Origin of the sequence: Clostridium sp. BSD9I1 (genome assembly GCF_900185645.1) — a bacterium.
Classification (GTDB): Bacteria; Bacillota; Clostridia; order Clostridiales; family Clostridiaceae; genus Clostridium_AK.
Map to the genome: position 1 here is coordinate 99,872 of NZ_FYAM01000025.1, position 20,530 is coordinate 120,401.

Consider the following 20,530-nt stretch of genomic DNA (forward strand, 5'->3'; position numbering starts at 1 on the left):
AAATTAAATAAATGGCAACAAATTAAGTGTTACTTCATATTTATAATAATGAATAAATGATATAGGAGTAATGTTATGGCCATAGGCAGGCTAAAAGTTCAAGTTTTTAGAGGAAATTCACTTACACCTGTAGATAATGCAAGGGTAACTATACTTCCTAGTAATATGCAGCTTACAAGAGAAGCTCCCAAAGTACTTAGAAGTAATTCTTCAGGTGTTACAGGGGAACTAGAGCTTACAGCTCCTCCACTAGAATATTCACAGATACCTACAGATAACCTTCCATATAGTTTATATGATATTAGGATTGAGGCAGATGGATTTGTGCCTCAATTCATAGAGGGGTGTCAGGTGTTTCCGGATGTGGTTGCACTTCAACAAAGTAATCTTATTCCTCAGGCTACAAGGCAAGTTCAAGCGGAGCAAACAATAATTGTTGAACCAAATACATTAGTTGGAAACTTTTTGCCTAAGATACCGGAGGATCCCAATAAGCCAGATCCACCTCCACCTACAGGACTTGTAGTTTTACCTGAACCTGTAGTTCCTGAATTTATAGTAGTTCATGCTGGAAGACCTGATGATGATTCAGCACCTAATTATACTGTTAGGTATAGGGATTACATTAAAAATGTGGCATCTTGTGAGATATTTTCCACATGGCCACAAAATACAATTAGAGCAAATGCTATGTGTATAATATCTTTCACATTAAACAGAATATACACAGAATGGTATAGAGGAAAAGGAAAAAATTTTGACATTACAAGTTCTACTGCTTTTGATCATGCCTTTAGTTATGGCAGAAATATATATGATACGATAAGTGTTATTGTAGATGAGTTGTTTGCAACTTATATGAAAAGACCTGATAGGAAGCAACCATTACTTGCTCAGTATTGTGATGGTGTGCAGGTACAGTGTCCAGGATGGCTTACACAATGGGGCAGTAAATTTCTAGGTGATCAGGGAAGAACACCATATGAGATATTAACCAACTTTTATGGTAGTGACTTATCTTTAACTCGTGCAAAAGAGGTGGAGGGTATTCCCAAGTCTTATCCTGGAACACCTCTGCGTCAAGGTAGTAGAGGAACTGATGTTAGAACAATACAAACTTATTTAAATAGAATAGCACAAAATTATCCTGCTATTCCAAAGGTAAGAGTAGATGGAGTATTTGGGGCAGAGACCACAAGGTCTGTAACTGTATTCCAACAAATATTTAATTTACCTCAAAATGGAGTAGTAGATTATGCTACTTGGTATAGTATATCAAATATATATGTAGCAGTTACGCAAATAGCAGAGCTAAGGGGCATAGAGGGTAGTGAGTTTAAAAATGGAATTTTTGTGCCTCCAGCATATGGCATACAAACTAAAAATTTTATACCAACTGCAATGTATCCAGAAGAATGTTAAAAAAATTTCCCGGAAAATTTTCCGGGAGATTTTTTAATATAGTTTAGTTAAATTTATATTTTTATAATATGTGTTTAGAATAGATTTAAAATCCTTTCCACTCTTAGATAGCGCCATAGCTCCATATTGACTCATACCAACTCCATGACCATACCCACCACCATATATTATAAAAGCATCATTAACTTTATCAATAGAAAAGAACGATGATGGTAGAAGATTATTATTTATCAAAGGTTCACCTTTATGCCTTATAATAGGTATAATTTCATCAGTGTAATCTTTATTAAGCCTTATGGCACTTCTAATATTATAGTCATTTTGTACATTTACTGTTGCGTTAGAAAATATAAAGCTTATTTCTATTATATTTCCATATTTACTACGCTTAGTTACTTTAATATCTTTTAATTCTTTAAGTTCTGGAAAGCCTTTAGATGAATTGTTGGACTTTACACTCACGTAATCCTTTCTATTCTCAAATAAGTATTTAAGTGATTTTATAAGTGATTTTTCAAGAGAAGTTTTTTTAATTTCTACATTCCATCTAAAATAAGGTGATTCTAAATCTATCGCATCATATTTTGTACTCTTAAAAAACTGTAGCCATTCTGCTTCGTTTATTGGTGATTTGTTAACATTATTAATATAATATCCTGTAAAATAATAATCTTTATTTTCAGAAGTTCCATATTCTTTGAACCATACATCATCATACAAAGTTCCGAGGCCGGGGGAAGTTGAGTAGTATTTAGCATCTATAGGTTGATCTTTGTTTGTCATAATTAGTCCCTTAGTTAAATTAACAGCTTCAGTTGCCATGGAATTAGTAGGGGTATTGTTATAAACTTGACTTTGAGTACTATCATCTACATAAAACCCAAGTTCTGCAAATCTACATTGCAGCATATCAGACAATGCATAAGTTCTTGCAGCTATAGCTTGGCACTTTAAGGATTCTAAACCTCCAATGGTTGGCATTTCAGAGGGAACAACCTTAACTAGATAATTTTCTAAGGAAATTTCATTAATTATAAGCAACTTATTGTCCTTTTCAGAAGTTATTTCAAGAATTCCACTATAGGAAGGAATAAAATCAGGGGAACCTCTTCTTATAGAATTAATCCTTAAGTTTTCGCCTTTTAAATAAAGTCTTTCTTTGAATTTTAATTCTTTATCATTTAACAACACTGTATTTGGAGTAATAGTAATTTTACTATTCTTGGCTATATCTAATTTTAAGTTTTCTCTTAAGCTATAGAGTAGAGTAGAAGACAAACATTCTATTTCAATATTTGGATGATAAATGGATGAAAACTTTGTAGTGGATATTCCAATTCTCATATTAGTATAATCCTCTGGGGTGATGATAATAGTTTTTAATTTGCCTTTATCATCAAGATACATATTCAAGTTATTTTTCCCCACTAATATCTTTTCACTGTCAGAAGGTACAAGTACATTACCATCATAAAAGTAATATTGAGACTTAGATACGAGAGATATAGGCCCTTTCTTTTCAAGATCATAGGTATTAATATTTTTTTTCATTATGCGATCCTTTAAAGGGAATTCCTCTTTAAGGGAGAAGATACCTATAAGGTTATATTTATAGCTTAAGACTGTCCCCAAACCATAAGTTTTTGATAGTTTAACTTTATGAGGCCTATTATTTATGTATACTTTTGTATAGTCATTATATTTCCCAGCTACTACTGCATGGGTAACTTTCCTTGGGAAAAATAGTATAAAAGTCAGTATAATTAAGAAGAGTATTAATATATTCTTAATCCTAAACAAATTTTCACCCCTCAAAGCAAATTCTATATTTTATGAATATTACAATTTTATATTAATTATAACCTATTATTTTTTGTAAAAACATAGATGATAAGTTATAATTTATATAAAAGTATTTATTAGGGGGAAGGTAAATGAAGGGGACAGTAGTTGCTACATGGTTAAGAACTTGCAGAAGTCTTTATAAAGATGAGGTAGTAAATGAAGCTATGGAAGCAGTGGGATGGAACAGAAGTAAAATATTTTCTCCAGTAGAAACTGTAGAGGATATTAAAGTAAAAAAAGTAATAGAATATATAGCTAATGAAAATAATATAAGTGAAAAGGATTTGTGGAAAAATATAGGGATAGATAACATTACTGCATTTCATAAGGATTTTCCAGCATTTTTCGAACATGAAAATTTATATTCATTTTTCAAGTCAATGTTTGATGTGCATGTAGTAATGACCAAGAAGTTTCCAGGGGCAAAGCCGCCTTTGGTTACTATAGAACCTATTTCAAATAATGAAGCTATATTTTACTATAAATCTGATAGAGGAATGTTTGATTATTTCTTAGGACTTACAGAAGGAAGTATAAGATTTTTCAAGGAAAATATAAGAATACAGGAAGTCGAAAGAAATAAAAATTCTCTAAAACTTAAATTAACTTTTGAGAATGATATATATTATAAGAGAGTGTATAGATTTAATAAAATTATGTCCTTAGGGTTTATAAAGGATATGGGGGTAAAGGTAGGAATAATTACGTTTATAACATCTTTAATAAGCACACTAGGATTTATTGGAGTAAATAATATTTTTAAAGCATTGTCCATACCAGTTATAAATGGAGTACTTTCCTATATAACTTGCAGTATGTTAATGGCACCGAAGAAGGCAATAAAAGAAGAAATTCAAAAGATAGTAAATAATAAGTACATAGAAGACGGAGATATTGTGACTGGAGATAGTTTCGAAGATATATTTACACTTTTAAAACAATATAAAAGAAATATAAAAGCTGATTTTGTTGGATTTAAAGGTGTTACAGATGAAATGGATACATTTGCAGATAGAATAAATAATATTAGTAGTTCTATGAATCAAACATCAGAAGAAATATCTGGAGTTGTAGAGCAAGTGGCAGAAAGTGCTGTAAGTCAAGCTGAAAACACTGAACATGCTGTAGCGGTTTTAAATGATAATATACAAAATTTAAAGAAAATAGTAAACAGTGAAAATAGTAATAAGTTAGAGCTTGAAAGGGCAATTAATAAAATTAATACTAGCTATGAATATGTAGTAAATAGCAGCCAAAATATTATGTTAAATCTTGAAAAGTTTCAGCAGGTTAGGAATAAAGGAATAGAACTTCAACATAAGGCTAAGGATATAACAAATATTGTATGTATGGTGTCTGAAATATCTGAACAAACTAACTTATTAGCTTTAAATGCTTCTATAGAGGCAGCAAGGGCAGGGGAGCAGGGGAGAGGTTTTGCAGTAGTTGCAGAAGAGGTAAGGAAGCTTGCGGAAGAAACTAAAAAGGCTGTACAAGAGATTAATGTTAACCTAATTAGTTTTGCAGAACAAACAAAAATACTTTCTGAAGAAATAGATACACAATATGTAATATTAGAAGTTGAGACTAAAAATTTAGAAAATGTCAAGGATATAAGTTACGAAGCAACTAATTCAGTTAAAACTGTATCATCTTCTATGATAGAAACTATTAATGAATTAAATAATGAAGCTAATTTAATTTCAAGTGTATTTGAAAATATAGAGTCTTTAGCTGCTATTGCAGAGGAAAATTCGGCATCATCTGAAGAAGTAAGTGCTAATGTTTCTAGTTATACTAATGAATTAAAGAAACTTATCGCTAATATTCAAGAATTCAAGAAAGTTACAGAAGGCTTTAAAGGAGAACTTGCTAAATATATAATATAATAATGAATGGGAGGTGAAGGCTGCTTTTACAGTAAATAGATTTTATTTACAGCAGCTTTCCTATGGAGCATCTTTATAATGTAATCCTTTGTAAATGGAAGGAAATATCGAAACGAGCAGTATTTAGTTTAATAATTCCAATTATAAGCGTGATATATCCTATTCTAAATACACCAAGTGTAAGGTCAGTTGTTATGCATACATTTATAGATGATCTCATTCCTTTTAATGCTTTTTTTGTAGTGCCATATATGCTGTGGTATGCCTATGTAGCATGGTTCTTGTTATATCTTTGTATAGTAGATAAGGATAATTACTTCAAACTCTTGGCGTGCTTAGCAATAGGAATGCTTATAAGCTATGGGGTGTTTTATCTCTATCCATCCCATGTGCCAAGACCCATAATAATAAAAAAAGATGTTTTTTCACAGATGGTGGCATTTATATACCAAAGAGATAATCCTTACAATTGTTTTCCAAGTATCCATGTTTTAAATTCATTGTTAGTGGCTATGTATGTAAATTCAAGCGACAAAGTAAGCATAACAGTAAAAATAACTTGTAGTGTGCTGGCAACGCTAATAATTATGTCTACTTTGTTTATAAAGCAACACTATTTTGTAGATACAATAGGGGCTATATTTTTAGGGTGTATATTATTTAAATTGATGAACATTGTAACGACTAAGCAGATAAAAAATACAAGAAACCTGTAGATAATATTATCTACAGGTTTTTAGACGCCTCTCATATCAAATTTAGGAACAAAGCTTTCTTTTACTGTACCCTCTTCTTGTATAAATCCTTGAGTAATTCCTATAGAAATACAATAATCTACGAATGATTCATATATTTTAGGATTTACAGACTTGTTTATTTCAGGATAATCTTTGGCTTTATTTAAAGGAGTATATTGATTCATTATGCTAACATATACTAAATCCTTAAATTTATTATAAATGTAATCTATTATTTTCTTTGAGTCAAATAAAAGTCCTGGCAGCATCATATGCCGTATTATAACACCTTTTCTTATTATCCCATTTTCATCAAATTCACATTTACCAGTTTGGTTTACCATTTCTTCAATGGCTAGTGAAGCATATTTAAAGTAATTAGGAGCATTAGAGTATTTTATGGCAAACTTATCATTATAATACTTTAAGTCAGGCAGATATATATCAATGTATCCCTTCAAAGATTTTATGGTTTCTAAGCTCTCATAGGAACTAGTATTGTATATTATAGGTAAACAAAGACCGTTAGCTTTAGCTATATCAAGAGCTTCTATTATTTGTGGAACATAATGAGTAGGAGTCACAAGATTTATATTATGAGCACCTCTTTCTTGCTGTTCTAAGAAAATTTCACTAAGTCTTTTTATAGATATTTCTTTTCCTACGTGGTTTTCACTAATTGAATGATTTTGACAAAATACACAGGATAAGTTGCACTCTGAAAAAAATACTGTGCCAGACCCACTTGTTCCAGAAATACAAGGTTCTTCAAAGTGATGTAAAGATACTCGTGCTACCTTAGGATTTATACTTGCCATGCAAAATCCTTTTTCATTATTTAACCTATTTACATTGCAATTTCTTGGGCATAGTTTACACTCAGAAAGTATACTTATCAAATCAAACACCTCATTAGTTATAATTATAAATCATAATTATACAACATATAGTATTATTTTAAAACATCCGTTTATTTTTAAAATAAAATATAAAGCATTGAACTATGAATATTATTCCCACAACTCCAAAGGCAGGATATAGAAAAGTTATAAGTTTTACAAAACCTATTTGAGAAATTAAAATGGCTAAAGTTAGGATAATAAAACATCCATTTTTATAAGGAATTTTAAATTTTTGCTCTAGATTCTTGCTTACACTAAATACATCGGAAACTTCAGTAGAAAACATTTCAAGCCAAATAATAGCTAAAAGTGCTACTTGAATTGCGCCTCCAAATCTATTTGAAACATATAATAGTGGAATTTCATAGTTAAATATATAAGGAATATTTAAAATTAATAAGAGATTTATTATTAATGATAGTATAGTCAGCCCTAAAGCACCAATTACAATTCCTATATAAGTAATTTTAAAGTTGTTTATTTCCCGGCTTAAAGGTACCATTACACCACTAGATGATAATATATTAAAGCTGCCATAAAGAAGGCAGGAAAGTAGCCAAGGAGACTTAAAAGGTTTAATACTCTTTATATAGGAAATACTCATGTTATCGTAAAAGAAAAGATATAGTATAAATACTGTTATTATTACTAAAAATAACGAAGGAACTATAATTGAGTTTACCTCTATAAGACCTTTGGTATCACGAAGAAGAAAAATAACTGCTAAAAAGGCCATAATAATAAGTCCAACCCATTTTGAAACATTAAAGTATTGATGTATTAAGGCACCACTTCCTGCAAGAATAATTGAAGCACTGCTAAGTAAAAATAGTGTAGTAAATATATGAGTGGCTTTTCCAAGTAAACCTGGGCTTATAAGCATTATCAAGTCGTTATAAGATTTTAAATTATACTTTTGAGATAAATTTACTATTATATAATAAGTGAATATATATAACATACAGCATATGCATATGCCTATAAAGCTTTTATACCCATAAGTTGAGAAAAATTGTTTAATTTCTTGGCCAGAAGCCAGGCCAGCTCCCACAATAGTGCCTATAAAAACTGCAGAAATTTGTAAAGTAGTAATAATTTTTTTAATCATATCTTCTCCTTTTATTAAATGCTTTTCCATATATGTATATATATAATTTATAAAAAAATGATTTTTCAACTAAAAATTTATTTTTGTGAAAGACTATATTAAAAGAGGAAGGAGGAATTGCCGTGAAAATAAAAAAGTGCATTAGCCTGATTTTAAGCTTATTAGTTACCGTATCTTTATGCGGCTGTGGACTTATGTCTTCTAAGAAGAAGCAAAGCGAAGAACCAGTCAAGGAATTTGATATAAAAGCAGCAGAGAGCATTGCGGAAAATTACATAAAGTATTTAATGCAAGAGGATTATGAAAAAGCTAACAAGTTTTATTCAAAAAAGTTATCTAAGACAACTAAAAGTACAGAAAAGCAACCATTAAAAATAAAAGGATATAGTATGCAGGAAGTTAATGAGGTAGGTAATTCAGGGATTTTTAAAATTAAAGTCATTCGATCTAATGAAACTGAACCATATGCATCCTTAGATGAATATTCTATCAAAATAATACAAGAAGAGAAGGAATATAAAATAGAAGACATACAAAGTACTTCAGAAAAGGAAGCTAGAGCAGATAAGAGTCAAATAAGATTAAAAAGTAAAAGTAATGTAGAGTCAAATTTAATTGTAGACACAGCGGGGCTGCCCAATTACGCATTCTCAAAGGATGACAAGGCTAGAACTCACAAGATATTAGTGCCTAAAGATAACTATGGCCCCATGTCATTTAGCTTTCATGGATATGATATAGCAGTAACCACATATAATGATAGATATTCTTTCGCTGGACTTATAAGAGTAGATGAAAGTATGCCAACACAGGGAGGAAAAAATGAAGGAGGACAGGGAGGTCAAGGAGGTCAGGGCCAAGGCCAAGGAGGTGCAGATGGAAGCGGCTTAAGGGAAAAGCCTATAGGAAAGGAAATTACGGCTCTTGATATACTGGAAAATGCTAAAATAAACTTTTTAACTTTTTCATCAGATGAGAAATATATACTTATGCAATATACTAAGAAGGGTGGAGGAAAATGCATAAGATTATACGCAAGTGAAGGTGGAGATTTAATACCTTATGAATTTGAGCAAAACTACCCCATAGATAAAGTCGATATAGTATATTCTTCTTTTAGTGAGGAAGTGTTAAATTATGAGGTTATTCCACGTACAAATTCTGATAAAACTATAGGAAAATATATAGGAAGATGGCAATTGGATTTAAAAGAATTTAAGCCTTCAAAGATGTAGAGTTAATTGAAAGGAAGGTACTCATAAATTATAATGTTTATGAGTACCTTATTACTTGAAAAACAAGAGGTGTATATATGATAGGTTTTGGAGACAAAAGATACAATAGTTTAAATTATTTTCTTAGAAATAAATTTGGAGGTAAAATATTCAAGATATCCTTAGATGCAGGGTTCTCATGTCCTAACAGGGATGGAACCATCAGCAGCGGAGGATGTGTATTTTGTAGTGCCAGAGGCTCTGGAGATTTTGCAGGGGATAGAAAGTTTTCTATATCGGATCAATTTGAAGATAGAAAAAAAATGATGAAAAATAAATGGAAGGAAGGCAAATATATAGCGTATTTCCAGGCGTATACTAACACATATGCTCCTATAGAGGAGCTAAGGGAAAAATACAATCAAGCATTAAAAGAAGATGGAGTAATAGGACTTGCTATAGCTACTAGACCTGACTGTTTAAGTGAAGAAGTTCTAGAGTTATTAAGTGAAATCAGTAAAAAGACATACTTATGGGTAGAACTAGGATTACAAACAATTCACGAAAAAACGTCAAAAATAATTAATAGGGGGTACTCCTTAGAAGTATTTGAAAAAGCTTTAAATCAACTTAGAAAAAGAAATATAGATGTAGTAACACATGTAATATTTGGACTTCCAGAGGAGAAAAAAGAAGATATGCTTGAAACTGTGAGATATCTATCACATCAAGACATTCAAGGAGTAAAGTTCCATCTGCTTCATTTAATGAAAGATACTCCTATGGTAAAGCTATATGAAGAAGGAAGGTTAAAATTTTTAGGACAAGAAGAGTATATAGATATAATATGTGAAGCAATTGCAATGCTTCCAGAAGATATTGTCATACATAGGCTTACAGGAGATTCTCCTCGAAGTCTTCTCATAGGCCCACAGTGGAGTTTAAAAAAATGGGAGATATTAAATAGTATAGATAAAAGCCTTCAGGAAAGAAATTTATATCAAGGGTTGTATTATAATACAAAAAATCACTAATAATTTTGTAATTTATGTAAATTGAGTTAATATTGCCTAGGTGGTAAAATATTATATATTAAAAGTTATTAGGAGGGAATTATATGTCTAGTTTATCATTAAAACATATGTATAAAGTTTACCCAGGCAATGTTACAGCAGTAAGGGATTTTAACTTAGATATAAATGACAAGGAATTTATAGTATTTGTAGGACCTTCAGGATGTGGTAAGTCTACAACTTTAAGAATGGTAGCGGGACTGGAAGAAATAAGTGAGGGAGAATTATATATAGAGGATAAGCTTGTAAATGATACAGCTCCTAAGGATAGAGATATAGCAATGGTATTTCAAAATTATGCACTTTACCCACATATGACTGTATATGATAATATGGCATTTGGCCTTAAGCTTAGAAAGGTTCCTAAAAGCGAGATAGATGAAAAGGTTAAAGAAGCAGCGAGAATACTTGATATTGAGCATCTATTAAATAGAAAACCAAAGGCATTATCAGGTGGACAAAGACAAAGGGTTGCTATGGGAAGGGCAATAGTCAGAAATCCTAAAGTATTTTTAATGGACGAGCCTTTATCTAACTTAGATGCAAAACTTAGAGTTCAAATGAGAACAGAAATAGCAAAGCTGCATAAAAAGTTACAAACTACTTTTATATATGTAACTCATGATCAAACAGAAGCCATGACTTTAGGTACGCGAATAGTGGTAATGAAGGATGGTATAATACAGCAAGTGGATAATCCTCAAAACATATATGAGCATCCAGTGAATATGTTTGTAGCAGGATTTATAGGAAGTCCTCAAATGAATTTTATAGATTCTAAGATTGAGGAAATTGAAGGCAAAGCCTATGTAGTATTTGGGCAAGATAAAGTACTATTGACACAGGATAAAGCTAAAATAATAAAGGATAGGGGATATATAGGAAAAGAAGTGGTTATGGGTATAAGACCAGAACATTTAAGTGATAAAGAGGAGCTAATTAAAACTTACCCAGGTTCAGTATTTTCTGCTGATGTAGAAGTAACAGAACTTATGGGTGCTGAAACTTATTTATATTTAAGTAAGGAAAATCATAGTTTTACTGCAAGAGTAAATGGTTCATCAAAATCAAAATCAGGAGATAAAGTAACCATTGCTTTATTGCCTCAAAATATACACTTGTTTGATAAAGAAAGTGAGTTAACCATATTTTAGGGGGAGTTAAAGGTGCATAATATAGATAGTTTTTTAATGGAGCTTTCTAATGAGTCAAATATTAAATTTAATTTTTACTGTAAGACAATGGGGATATCTTTTATTGGCATTACTAATAAAACACGTCTGATGAGCATGGATTTAAATTTATCTGATAATAGGGCCGTATTAGAGCTAGACGAGAAAAACTACATGTATGCACCTTTACTTAAATTTACAATAGAATATAATTTAAGGGAAGTTAGTAATAAAAGAGAAAATTTATTAAGGGAAATTTTGGTTGGAAATGATATTCGAGAAGAAGATGCAAAAAAAGTCATTCCATACATATTTAATAATAGTTCGCTGTTAGTATTTGATGTAATAGATAAGTATAAAGAAATCTTAGCAATTATAAAAGAAACATATAATAGTGAAGATGTAATTTCCATATACCATGAAGGCAATGTTATAATTTTGGGAAATTTCGAAGACGTTATGGAGCATGCAGAAAGCATAAGGAATTCCATTATGATGGAATTATATTGTGATTGTGCGGTAAGTGTTGGGATAAATATAAGAAGTATCCTTTCTTTAAAGAGGGCCTATAGTAATGGGAAAAAAACGTTATACCTAAAAAAGAAATTTCAAGTTCCGGAAGGTGTATTGTTTAGTGATAAATTATTTTTCGAGGAGATAGTTGATGCTATTTCAATAAATATGAAGAATGAAATAAAAGAAATGTTTAAAAATAAGCTTGATAACTTAGATAAAGAAATAATTATTACTATAGAAGAGTTTATAAACTGTGGTTTGAATATAAGCGATACTGCAAAAAATCTTTATATACATAGAAATACTCTAATATATAGGCTAGATAAAATATATAAGGATACAAACTTTGATTTGAGAAATTTTAAGGATGCAATAGTTTTTTATGTAGTATTCCTACTTTGGAAAGAAAGAGTTTAGATAGAGGTGTTAAAATGAAAGTGGACTTAATAATATCGGCTGATGATATAAAAAAGGAGAAAGTTATTGATAAATCCGTAGTGGTGATAGATATGCTAAGAGCTACTTCGGTTATAGTAACAGCAATAAATAATGGATGTAATAAGGTTATTCCAGTGGTTTCTATAGAAGAAGCATTAAACATAGTAAATAAGGCTAAAGAAAAACATATACTGGGTGGAGAGAGAAAGGCCTTGAAGATAGAAGGATTTGATTGTTCTAACTCTCCGCTAGAATATACATGCGAGATGGTTGAAGATAAAGTGATAGTAATAACTACTAGTAATGGAACCAGAGCAATTAAAGGAAGTGAGGGAGCAAGGAATATATTGATAGGAGCTTTAATAAATGCTAAGGCTGTAGCTGAAAAGCTCGGAGAATTAAATAATGATATAGTGTTAGTAAATGCAGGAACTTATGGGGAGTTTTCTATAGATGATTTTTTATGCAGCGGTTACATAATAGAATGCCTAGTTAAGGATTTAGATGTGGAGTTAACTGATATAGCTAAAACAGCTCATTATTTATATAAGGAAAACCCGAACTTAGAGTTCATAGAAAATGCCAGTCACTTTAAGAGGATAAAAGAGCTTAACTTAGAAGAGGATTTAATATACTGTTGCAAAAAAGATATAATAGACATAGTTCCCGAATATGTAGATGGGCTAATAATATAAAAATGCGGACATTTTTATAGGTGTTGGGCTAAAGGTATTAGAATTTTAATGAACCTTGCTGTGCAAAGTTTTCATATATCCTATGCCCTTACACCCAACTACTAGAGACTGATACTTATACTACTTGGAATATATAAAATTTAAGATAATAGGATTCATCGGAATTCCATAATATAGGGTGGTCAGAAGACTGAGTTCTAAATTCTACTTGGCGTAAAGTTCTTCTTGCATCCTTTGCAGCATCTGCTATGGTTTCCTTAAATAACTCTGGATTCATAAAATGAGAGCAGGAACAAGTCATAAAGAAACCACCAGGTTTAACCATTTTTATTCCTCTCAAGTTAATTTCTTTATATCCTCTTACTGCACCATCTATAGTGGAGCGGGATTTTGTAAAGGCAGGAGGATCTAATATAACTACATCATATTTTCTTCCTTCTTTTGCCCATTTATTTAAAACATCAAAAGCATTATGACATTCAAACTTTACAATATCTGAAAGACCATTAAGTTCTGCATTTTTAGTGGCATCCTTTATAGCTAGTTCTGATATGTCCAAGCCAAGTACGCTTTTAGCCCCAGCAATGCCGGCATTAAGCGCAAAGGAACCTGTATGAGTAAAACAATCTAATACATCTGCACCATTACAAAGTTTATGTATTGCATTTCTATTTTCCTTTTGATCAAGGAAAAATCCTGTCTTTTGACCATTTTCCAAGTCAACGTGATATTTAACTCCATTTTCTGTTATTATCACATTAGTGTCAAAAGGTTCTGTAAGAAATCCCTTTGTTTGTTCCATTCCTTCTAATTCACGGACTCTAACGTCACTTCTTTCGTATATTCCCTTTGCACCATATTCTTCTTTCAATATGTTCACTACTATATCTTTATATTTATCTATACCTAAGGCAAGTGATTGTATCACATAATAATCTTCATATTTATCTATTATAAGTCCTGGTAAAAAGTCTGCTTCACCAAATACAAATCTACAACTAGAAGTATCTATTACTTTTTTTCTATATTCCCATGCATTTTTTAGCCTTTTTCTAAAGAAATCTTCATCTATTTCCTCATTGATATCTCTAGTCATTATACGGATAGCGATTTTTGATGCATCATTTATATAGCCCTTGCCTATAAATTCATTTCTAAAATTATAAACTTCTATAATATCACCATTTACGTATTCTCCATCATAGCCTTCAATTTCATTAGAATATATCCAAGGATGACCTGCCTCAGATTTTCTTCCGCGACCTTTATATAAATAAAACTTACTTGCCATTAAAAAACCTCCTCGATATTTAATACTTTTGTAGTATACCATAATGAATAATACAATAATAGAACTACCCTATAAAAATTATAGAGTAGTTATATCAGGTATAGTGTCTAGGTTATCTTCTGTGATCCAGCATATGGACGATTCTAAAATCCATCCCTTATTATTAATTCGTTCCTCTTGAGGGAAAAAGACTTCAAGCCAAAGGATATCATGTATTTCTCCCATGTCTATCACATTTATTATAGTTTCGGGATTTAAAGTGAAGAGTACAGGGGAGTCATTTAAAGGTGATAGATGAATATAAGTAAAACTCATAATTTTTACTTTAGAGTAAATAGGTGTCCTGTATTTTATTACTATAGTATTTAAGGCTTTATCTTCTGCATTGCAGGATTCTTTAAGCTCTTCATATTGCTTCTTAAGTACCATTATCTGCCTTTTTTGAATATAAACTTTATTATTAAAGTAATAGGAAATATAAAGTGATAGACATAGAAGAATTATAAATAGAAAGGCAAACATATGGGCCTCCATATAATTATTTATAATTATATTTTATTCATGTAAGTTTTTTATATACAAAAAACTCGTGACTTTGCACGAGTTTTTATTAAACAGCTTCAATCAAGTCGTCATATTTATATATATATAAGTCTGCTAAAGACATTAAGTCTTCCTTTTGAGGCTCAGCGTATAAATCATGAACTGCGACTACTTTCATCCCTGCAGCTTTAGCACCTATTACTGCAGGAAGTATATCTTCGAATACAATACAGTTATCAGGAGATACTTCAAGTCGTTCTGCACAAAGTAGGTATACATCTGGGAAATTCTTGCCCCTTGAAACTTCCCCAGTAGTGGTGATGCAGTCAAAGTAGTCATATATACCTGTGCTTTTCAAGGCAGCCTGTAGTAACATATCACAATTGCTTGTAGCTAGACCAATCTTAATATTATTAGATTTAAGCAGCGCCAAAAATTCCTTAGCTCCAGGTTTAAGAGTTACATCATTGATGTATTGACTTAGGGCCATATTATTCCATTCATCTGTTATTTCTTCTATGGAAGATTCAAGAGAAAATCTGTCTTTAAAATACTGTGCAGTTTGACTAAAACTTAAGTGCTCTATATTTTCTTTTAAATCTGAAGGAATGGTTATATTATGTTTTTTTAGGTATTCTACATCTATATTATTCCATATCCACATGGAATCAATTAAAGTACCATCCATATCAAATATAGCGGCCTTAATATCCTTAAACATTTATTTCATCCTCTCTACAATAGTTTTATAGTAATCCTATTATAGCATGAAGTAATGAAATATATCATTTAAAATTCACGTTCAAATATTCTTATCTTAACGTTATCTTTAAAATCCTCTATTGAGTTTATATCTATTTTTTGAAGAAGTGCACCCATGCACTCACTATCTATAGCTACTTTAATTTCTGATTTATCTGCAAAACTATTTACTAGTTCTCTACCTTGTTCATGGGGAAGTAATGCTTTAGGCCCGCCAACACATCCTCCGATACAGCCCATTCCTTCAATAAAATTAGCTGTAAACTCTCCATCCTTTAATTTATTAAGCAATTCTTTACATTCACGTACTCCATTGCCTTGAACAGTTTTTAAGTATTTATATTTTTCGGGAAATAGTCTCTCTATGGCCTCGCCTACGGCCAAAGAGACTCCTCCTGTACGTGCATATAACCTACCTCCACGAGAAGCATACTCAGAGCATTCGTCTTCCTGTAGCTCATCAGGGTCTATACCTAGTGCATCAAATATATCTTTTACTTCTGCAAAGGTAAGTACGAAATCAATGGCACCTTCTATATCCTTTTCACGTGCTTCTGCTTTTTTAGCTATACAAGGTCCTACAAATACTACTTTACAATCTGGATTTAATGCTTTTAAAATTCTACCAGATGCAATCATAGGAGATACAGATGGAGATACATGTTTAACCAAGTCAGCATATACTTTTCTAAGCATTCCTACCCACATAGGGCAGCAACAGGAAGTAATCATAAAATCTTTTTCGTCTTGTACAAAATGGTCATATTCCACAGCTTCTTTTAATGTAAGCATATCTGCAAAAAATGCAGTTTCAATCATATCTGAGAAGCCCATTTTCTTAAAAGCTGTTCTTAATTTATGTATTGTTACGCCTTCACCAAATTGTCCTACAATAGCAGGGGCAACACTAACAATTACTGGAGCGCCACTCTTTAGTAAGCTAATTAAAGGAATAAACTCAGAGTTATCTAATATAGTTCCTTCAGGACAACTGTCTATGCACATACCGCAATCCAAGCATAATTCATCATTTATGTATATTTTCTTGTTTGTAGGATCTGAAAGAATAGCACTAATGGGACAGGCTTGATGACAGAGACAATCTTCTGGATTTTTACAGTCATCTATACAGTCTTCTATTTTAAATACCACTCTTTGAGAAGGGGAATAGTTTTCTATAGCCTTTGTAAGATTATCTATATAATTATCATCAAATTTTACTTCTACACCGCACAATGAAGATATGACTCTACCTAATTTATCCTTATTAACTTCTGGATCAGAAAATAAACTATTAATTTCAATTTTTAAATTACCGTCGTAGTGAGCTTTTACTAGTTTCTTAAATAAATCTTGATAGGACTTGTGCATTAATAAACACCCCTTTATATATGTAGTTAATGATGCTTTTATAATAAAATAAAATAAATGAATAATATTTAGTATTATTCACTTATTAAATGGAAATTATTTATTAATTACATATAGGGTATAGAATAGAAAAGTATTTTTATAATAAAAAAAGGACTACCATTTGGTAGTCCTCTGGTCGGGGTGACAGGGATTGAACCTGCGACCTCATGGTCCCAAACCACGCGCGCTCCCATCTGCGCTACACCCCGATAACAAAATATATTATAAAAGAAATTTTAAAGAATTTCAAGAAGAAATTTTATTAAAAAAGAAAATTGGTGAAAACCAACTTTCTTTTTTAATAAAATTACTTTTTCTCTTTATCACCTATACCTCGAGTAGGAACTAGTGACATGACAAATCCAACTAATATAGAGACTAAAGCAGGTGCTATTACATTTATATAAGCAATAAACCTTGTTTTATAAAGTACTAACGCACTAACACTTGTTATTACTACAGTTATTAGAAAGATAGATATTACAAATTTAGCAAAGGAACTAAAGATTTTTTCATATATTTTATGGCGAGTAGGTCCACTTATTAGTTTTTTAAATAAAAAGTAAGATATAAATATCAATACTATGTTTACAGCAGTAGAAATTAAAAAATTTCTCACGAAAAACACCTCCTAGTACTGTTATATTTATTGTTACCAGCTTAGAGGTGTTTTACACTTTTTATTTTTCAATTATTTATTTAAAAAATCTTCTCCGATTTTATATACATCTCCTGCTCCAACTGTTAAGACTAAATCACCTTCATTTAAAGAACCATTTAGGTAAGTTAATATTTCTTCAAAGCTATGAAAGTTTTTGCAGTTTAAATTCTTTAACCTTAATGCATCACCAAGCATTAAAGAACTCACTATCCCAGTATCTTTTTCTCTTGCTGCATAAATGTCTGCTAAGATTATTTCATCTGCATCATAAAAGCATTCAGTGAATTCATTAAATAAGGTTATAGTTCTTGTATAAGTATGGGGTTGAAAAATACATATAACTTTATTATTAGGATAATTTTTAGCAGCTTTTAGTGTAGCTTTGATTTCTGTAGGGTGATGTGCATAGTCATCTATAACTGTAATACCATTTTTAGTGCCTTTGAGTTCAAATCTTCTATGAGCACCGCCAAAGCTTTCAATTCCAAGTTTTATATCTTCATAAGGTATATCAAGTATAAGTGCTATGCATATACTTGATAGAGAATTTAAAAGATTGTGTTTGCCAGGTACATTTAAGTTTACTGAAAATAATTTATTGTTATTTTGAAATACATCAAAAGATGCACAAGCTTTTTCGTTATAAGTTATATTTTTAGCAACTACGTCACCCTTGTCTATTCCGTAAGTTAATATATTGGCATTACAAGCTTGTAATACTGGCTCCATATGAGGATCTTCAGCATAAGCAACTAAGTAACCTTCTTGTGGTATAAGCTTTGCAAATTTTACAAATGTATCTTGTATATCTTGTATATCTTTATAATAATCTAAGTGGTCAGCATCGATGTTTAGGATTGTACCTATATAAGGATAAAACTTTAAAAATGAAGCCTTATACTCGCAAGCTTCTGTTATAAAATATTCGCTTTTTCCTGTTCTTACATTTCCGTTTATAATATCTAAATTGCCACCAACCAATATAGTAGGATCCAAATCAGCCTTTAGACATATATGGGTTATCATGGATGTAGTTGTAGTTTTACCATGAGTTCCAGATATAGCTATATTGTATTTATGACCTTTCATAAGCTTTCCTAAAAACTCTGCTCTATCCATTAAAGGTATATTAAGTTCTTTTGCTTTTATAAGTTCTGGATTATCTTCAGAAATCGCTGCAGTATATACTATCAAGCCTGCATGTTCAACATTTTTGGATTCATGGCCTATATAAACTTTTGCACCTATGGATTCAAGTTTGTCAGTTATATTAGATTTATTCATATCTGATCCTGATACAATATAATTTTTTTCTAAAAGTATCTCAGCGAGACCGCTCATACTTATTCCACCTATACCTATAAAGTGTATAGGTTTGTCTTTGTATTTTTCTAAATCAAGTAGCAATTTGCTCAACTCCTCGTAAATTTCATTCCATCTAATAATTATATACAAAAAAGCATTAAAAAAACACTTAAAAAATTTTTTATTTTTACTATATCATTGATTATATTCTATTTTTAGAATAGAATATGAATAATAGGAAATATTTAATAAAGAATAATCGTAATTAATATAGTTAGGTGATATATATGGAAAAATTTACACGAAATCAAAGAATTTCTGCTATTACTAAAATACTTATAGAAAATCCCAATAAGATAATAAACTTGAATAGATTTACTGAAATGTTTAATGCCGCGAAATCTACTGTAAGCGAAGATTTAATTGCAATAAAGGAAATTTTATTAAAGCTTTCTTTGGGGAGAATAGAAACTATACCAGGGGCAGCTGGTGGAGTAAGATACATAGGAGGAGTTTCTGAGGAAGAAAGTCTAAAATTTGCTGAAGAATTATGCATGATTTTAAAAGATAGAGAAAGAATAATACCAGGGAATTTTCTCTACGTTACAGATTTAATGTTTAATCCGGATGTAATTAGTAAAGCTGGAAAAATATTAGCATCTTCATTTAATAATAAAGGTGTAAATTATGTAGTGACTGTAGAAACCAAAGGTATTCCGTTAGCTTATGAAGTGGCTAAAATGCTTGGGGTTCAATTAGTAGTTGTGAGAAGGGAAAATAAGGTGACAGAAGGACCGACAGTGAGTATAAATTATGTATCAGGTTCTACTAATAGAATACAAAACATGACTTTATCTAAAAGAACTATTAATAAGGGAAGTAATTGTATTTTTATTGATGATTTTATGAAAGCTGGTGGAACTGCCCTTGGAATAATGAATTTACTAAAAGAATTTGAAAGTAATTTGGTAGGCATTGGTGTACTTATAGATAATATAGAAATGGATAAAAAGTTAGTAGATAATTATGTATCCATTATTGAGTTTGAAGGATTAGATGGAGAAGATAATGCTATCTTAAATGTATCCAAAAAGATAAGAATGTAAAATATTCTAAAAATTATATATTTTTTTAAAAAATAAGAAGGAAAAATACAAAACGTAGAGAATATTATTATCATAAGCATCGTGGAGGTGGATTTTTATGCAAATTACAGATGTAAGAGTTAGAAAGATTGCCGCTGAAGGTAAAATGAAAGCCATTGTGTCCGTAACTTTTGATAATGAGTTTGTTGTACATGATATCAAAGTTATAGAAGGACAAAATGGACTATTTATTGCTATGCCAAGTAGAAAAACCCCAGATGGAGAGTTTAAAGACATAGCTCATCCAATAAATACTCAGACAAGAGAAAAAATACAAAAGTCTATTTTAGATGAGTACGAAAAGGTAAAGGATGAAGCAGTTACTGACGTTACAGAAGAGTAAAAAGGAGGAGTATTAGTACTCCTTTTTATTTTGTCAAATTTTCTGAATATGCTCGG

At 30.8% G+C, this 20,530-nt stretch carries 19 protein-coding genes and 1 tRNA gene; 10 read left to right on the plus strand and 10 right to left on the minus strand.

Annotation, left to right across the window (positions count from 1 at the left end; translation table 11 throughout):
• Nucleotides 1–75: 75 nt before the first annotated feature.
• Nucleotides 76–1,422: a peptidoglycan-binding protein gene (locus tag BSD9I1_RS16050; protein ID WP_186431186.1), complete on the plus strand. Its 1,347-nt coding sequence runs from the start codon at nucleotides 76–78 to the stop codon at nucleotides 1,420–1,422.
• A 33-nt stretch (nucleotides 1,423–1,455) separates the two neighbouring features.
• Here the strand turns inward: BSD9I1_RS16050 and BSD9I1_RS16055 are convergent, their stop codons facing one another.
• Nucleotides 1,456–2,973, minus strand: coding sequence for a SpoIID/LytB domain-containing protein (locus BSD9I1_RS16055; RefSeq protein ID WP_186431187.1), 1,518 nt, complete (start codon nucleotides 2,971–2,973; stop codon nucleotides 1,456–1,458).
• 383 nt (nucleotides 2,974–3,356) lie between these two features.
• On the opposite strand from BSD9I1_RS16055, the gene BSD9I1_RS16060 reads away from it, so the two are divergent.
• Together BSD9I1_RS16060 and BSD9I1_RS16065 are read left to right on the plus strand one after the other, a co-directional pair.
• On the plus strand, nucleotides 3,357–5,156 hold the full coding sequence (locus tag BSD9I1_RS16060) for a heme NO-binding domain-containing protein (protein WP_186431188.1): 1,800 nt from the start codon (nucleotides 3,357–3,359) through the stop codon (nucleotides 5,154–5,156).
• Nucleotides 5,157–5,218: 62 nt separating this feature from the next.
• On the plus strand, nucleotides 5,219–5,872 hold the full coding sequence (locus BSD9I1_RS16065; RefSeq protein ID WP_186431189.1) for a phosphatase PAP2 family protein: 654 nt from the start codon (nucleotides 5,219–5,221) through the stop codon (nucleotides 5,870–5,872).
• Between the two features lie 20 nt (nucleotides 5,873–5,892).
• Here the strand turns inward: BSD9I1_RS16065 and BSD9I1_RS16070 are convergent, their stop codons facing one another.
• A complete protein-coding gene (locus BSD9I1_RS16070) occupies nucleotides 5,893–6,792 on the minus strand; it encodes a radical SAM protein (RefSeq protein ID WP_242966527.1) in 900 nt (299 codons plus the stop codon).
• A gap of 58 nt (nucleotides 6,793–6,850) precedes the next feature.
• Nucleotides 6,851–7,903 (minus strand): transporter, encoded by a 1,053-nt coding sequence (locus tag BSD9I1_RS16075; RefSeq protein ID WP_186431190.1) that lies wholly within the window; start codon nucleotides 7,901–7,903, stop codon nucleotides 6,851–6,853.
• Between the two features lie 122 nt (nucleotides 7,904–8,025).
• On the opposite strand from BSD9I1_RS16075, the gene BSD9I1_RS16080 reads away from it, so the two are divergent.
• The 5 genes from BSD9I1_RS16080 (at nucleotide 8,026) to BSD9I1_RS16100 (ending at nucleotide 13,011) form a co-directional block, all read left to right on the plus strand.
• Entirely contained in the window at nucleotides 8,026–9,138 is a 1,113-nt protein-coding gene (locus tag BSD9I1_RS16080) for a hypothetical protein (protein WP_186431191.1), read from the plus strand.
• A 77-nt stretch (nucleotides 9,139–9,215) separates the two neighbouring features.
• Nucleotides 9,216–10,151 carry a TIGR01212 family radical SAM protein gene (locus BSD9I1_RS16085; protein WP_186431192.1) on the plus strand — a complete coding sequence of 312 codons (936 nt, stop codon included), beginning with the start codon at nucleotides 9,216–9,218 and terminating at the stop codon, nucleotides 10,149–10,151.
• An 83-nt stretch (nucleotides 10,152–10,234) separates the two neighbouring features.
• The gene (locus BSD9I1_RS16090) at nucleotides 10,235–11,344 is read left to right on the plus strand and encodes an ABC transporter ATP-binding protein (RefSeq protein WP_186431193.1); all 1,110 of its coding nucleotides are present in this window, start codon (nucleotides 10,235–10,237) and stop codon (nucleotides 11,342–11,344) included.
• Between the two features lie 12 nt (nucleotides 11,345–11,356).
• Nucleotides 11,357–12,295 carry a CdaR family transcriptional regulator gene (locus tag BSD9I1_RS16095; protein WP_186431194.1) on the plus strand — a complete coding sequence of 313 codons (939 nt, stop codon included), beginning with the start codon at nucleotides 11,357–11,359 and terminating at the stop codon, nucleotides 12,293–12,295.
• A 14-nt stretch (nucleotides 12,296–12,309) separates the two neighbouring features.
• On the plus strand, nucleotides 12,310–13,011 hold the full coding sequence (locus tag BSD9I1_RS16100) for a 2-phosphosulfolactate phosphatase family protein (RefSeq protein WP_186431195.1): 702 nt from the start codon (nucleotides 12,310–12,312) through the stop codon (nucleotides 13,009–13,011).
• A gap of 115 nt (nucleotides 13,012–13,126) precedes the next feature.
• Here BSD9I1_RS16100 and BSD9I1_RS16105 read toward each other — a convergent pair whose 3' ends face one another.
• The 7 genes from BSD9I1_RS16105 to murC form a co-directional block, all read right to left on the minus strand.
• On the minus strand, nucleotides 13,127–14,302 hold the full coding sequence (locus tag BSD9I1_RS16105; protein ID WP_035306828.1) for a class I SAM-dependent rRNA methyltransferase: 1,176 nt from the start codon (nucleotides 14,300–14,302) through the stop codon (nucleotides 13,127–13,129).
• Nucleotides 14,303–14,380: 78 nt separating this feature from the next.
• Nucleotides 14,381–14,731, minus strand: coding sequence for a hypothetical protein (locus tag BSD9I1_RS16110; protein WP_186431196.1), 351 nt, complete (start codon nucleotides 14,729–14,731; stop codon nucleotides 14,381–14,383).
• 181 nt (nucleotides 14,732–14,912) lie between these two features.
• A complete protein-coding gene (locus tag BSD9I1_RS16115) occupies nucleotides 14,913–15,566 on the minus strand; it encodes an HAD family phosphatase (RefSeq protein ID WP_186431197.1) in 654 nt (217 codons plus the stop codon).
• Nucleotides 15,567–15,634: 68 nt separating this feature from the next.
• Nucleotides 15,635–16,978, minus strand: a complete 1,344-nt coding sequence (locus tag BSD9I1_RS16120) for a [Fe-Fe] hydrogenase large subunit C-terminal domain-containing protein (protein ID WP_035306837.1) — start codon at nucleotides 16,976–16,978, stop codon at nucleotides 15,635–15,637.
• Between the two features lie 175 nt (nucleotides 16,979–17,153).
• Nucleotides 17,154–17,229: transfer RNA gene (locus BSD9I1_RS16125), tRNA-Pro, on the minus strand.
• 98 nt (nucleotides 17,230–17,327) lie between these two features.
• Complete coding sequence (locus tag BSD9I1_RS16130; RefSeq protein WP_035306840.1) at nucleotides 17,328–17,639, minus strand: hypothetical protein; 312 nt, start codon at nucleotides 17,637–17,639, stop codon at nucleotides 17,328–17,330.
• A 72-nt stretch (nucleotides 17,640–17,711) separates the two neighbouring features.
• A complete protein-coding gene (murC, locus tag BSD9I1_RS16135; protein WP_186431198.1) occupies nucleotides 17,712–19,088 on the minus strand; it encodes a UDP-N-acetylmuramate--L-alanine ligase in 1,377 nt (458 codons plus the stop codon).
• 185 nt (nucleotides 19,089–19,273) lie between these two features.
• Between murC and purR the strand changes: the two genes are divergently transcribed.
• Both purR and spoVG read left to right on the plus strand, forming a co-directional pair.
• On the plus strand, nucleotides 19,274–20,092 hold the full coding sequence (gene purR / locus BSD9I1_RS16140; protein WP_035306847.1) for a pur operon repressor: 819 nt from the start codon (nucleotides 19,274–19,276) through the stop codon (nucleotides 20,090–20,092).
• A gap of 97 nt (nucleotides 20,093–20,189) precedes the next feature.
• Entirely contained in the window at nucleotides 20,190–20,474 is a 285-nt protein-coding gene (gene spoVG, locus BSD9I1_RS16145) for a septation regulator SpoVG (protein ID WP_035306851.1), read from the plus strand.
• The last annotated feature ends 56 nt before the right edge of the window (nucleotides 20,475–20,530 follow it).

What these genes read in the sequence shown, in the direction of transcription:
- BSD9I1_RS16055 (WP_186431187.1), bottom strand. Translation starts at nt 2,973, where the DNA reads ATGAAAAAAAATATTAATACCTATGATCTTGAAAAGAAAGGGCCTATA.
- BSD9I1_RS16050 (WP_186431186.1), top strand. Translation starts at nt 76, where the DNA reads ATGGCCATAGGCAGGCTAAAAGTTCAAGTTTTTAGAGGAAATTCACTT.
- BSD9I1_RS16105 (WP_035306828.1), bottom strand. Translation starts at nt 14,302, where the DNA reads ATGGCAAGTAAGTTTTATTTATATAAAGGTCGCGGAAGAAAATCTGAG.
- BSD9I1_RS16075 (WP_186431190.1), bottom strand. Translation starts at nt 7,903, where the DNA reads ATGATTAAAAAAATTATTACTACTTTACAAATTTCTGCAGTTTTTATA.
- spoVG (WP_035306851.1), top strand. Translation starts at nt 20,190, where the DNA reads ATGCAAATTACAGATGTAAGAGTTAGAAAGATTGCCGCTGAAGGTAAA.
- BSD9I1_RS16060 (WP_186431188.1), top strand. Translation starts at nt 3,357, where the DNA reads ATGAAGGGGACAGTAGTTGCTACATGGTTAAGAACTTGCAGAAGTCTT.
- purR (WP_035306847.1), top strand. Translation starts at nt 19,274, where the DNA reads ATGGAAAAATTTACACGAAATCAAAGAATTTCTGCTATTACTAAAATA.
- BSD9I1_RS16085 (WP_186431192.1), top strand. Translation starts at nt 9,216, where the DNA reads ATGATAGGTTTTGGAGACAAAAGATACAATAGTTTAAATTATTTTCTT.
- BSD9I1_RS16065 (WP_186431189.1), top strand. Translation starts at nt 5,219, where the DNA reads ATGGAGCATCTTTATAATGTAATCCTTTGTAAATGGAAGGAAATATCG.
- BSD9I1_RS16115 (WP_186431197.1), bottom strand. Translation starts at nt 15,566, where the DNA reads ATGTTTAAGGATATTAAGGCCGCTATATTTGATATGGATGGTACTTTA.
- BSD9I1_RS16100 (WP_186431195.1), top strand. Translation starts at nt 12,310, where the DNA reads ATGAAAGTGGACTTAATAATATCGGCTGATGATATAAAAAAGGAGAAA.
- BSD9I1_RS16090 (WP_186431193.1), top strand. Translation starts at nt 10,235, where the DNA reads ATGTCTAGTTTATCATTAAAACATATGTATAAAGTTTACCCAGGCAAT.
- BSD9I1_RS16110 (WP_186431196.1), bottom strand. Translation starts at nt 14,731, where the DNA reads ATGGTACTTAAGAAGCAATATGAAGAGCTTAAAGAATCCTGCAATGCA.
- BSD9I1_RS16120 (WP_035306837.1), bottom strand. Translation starts at nt 16,978, where the DNA reads ATGCACAAGTCCTATCAAGATTTATTTAAGAAACTAGTAAAAGCTCAC.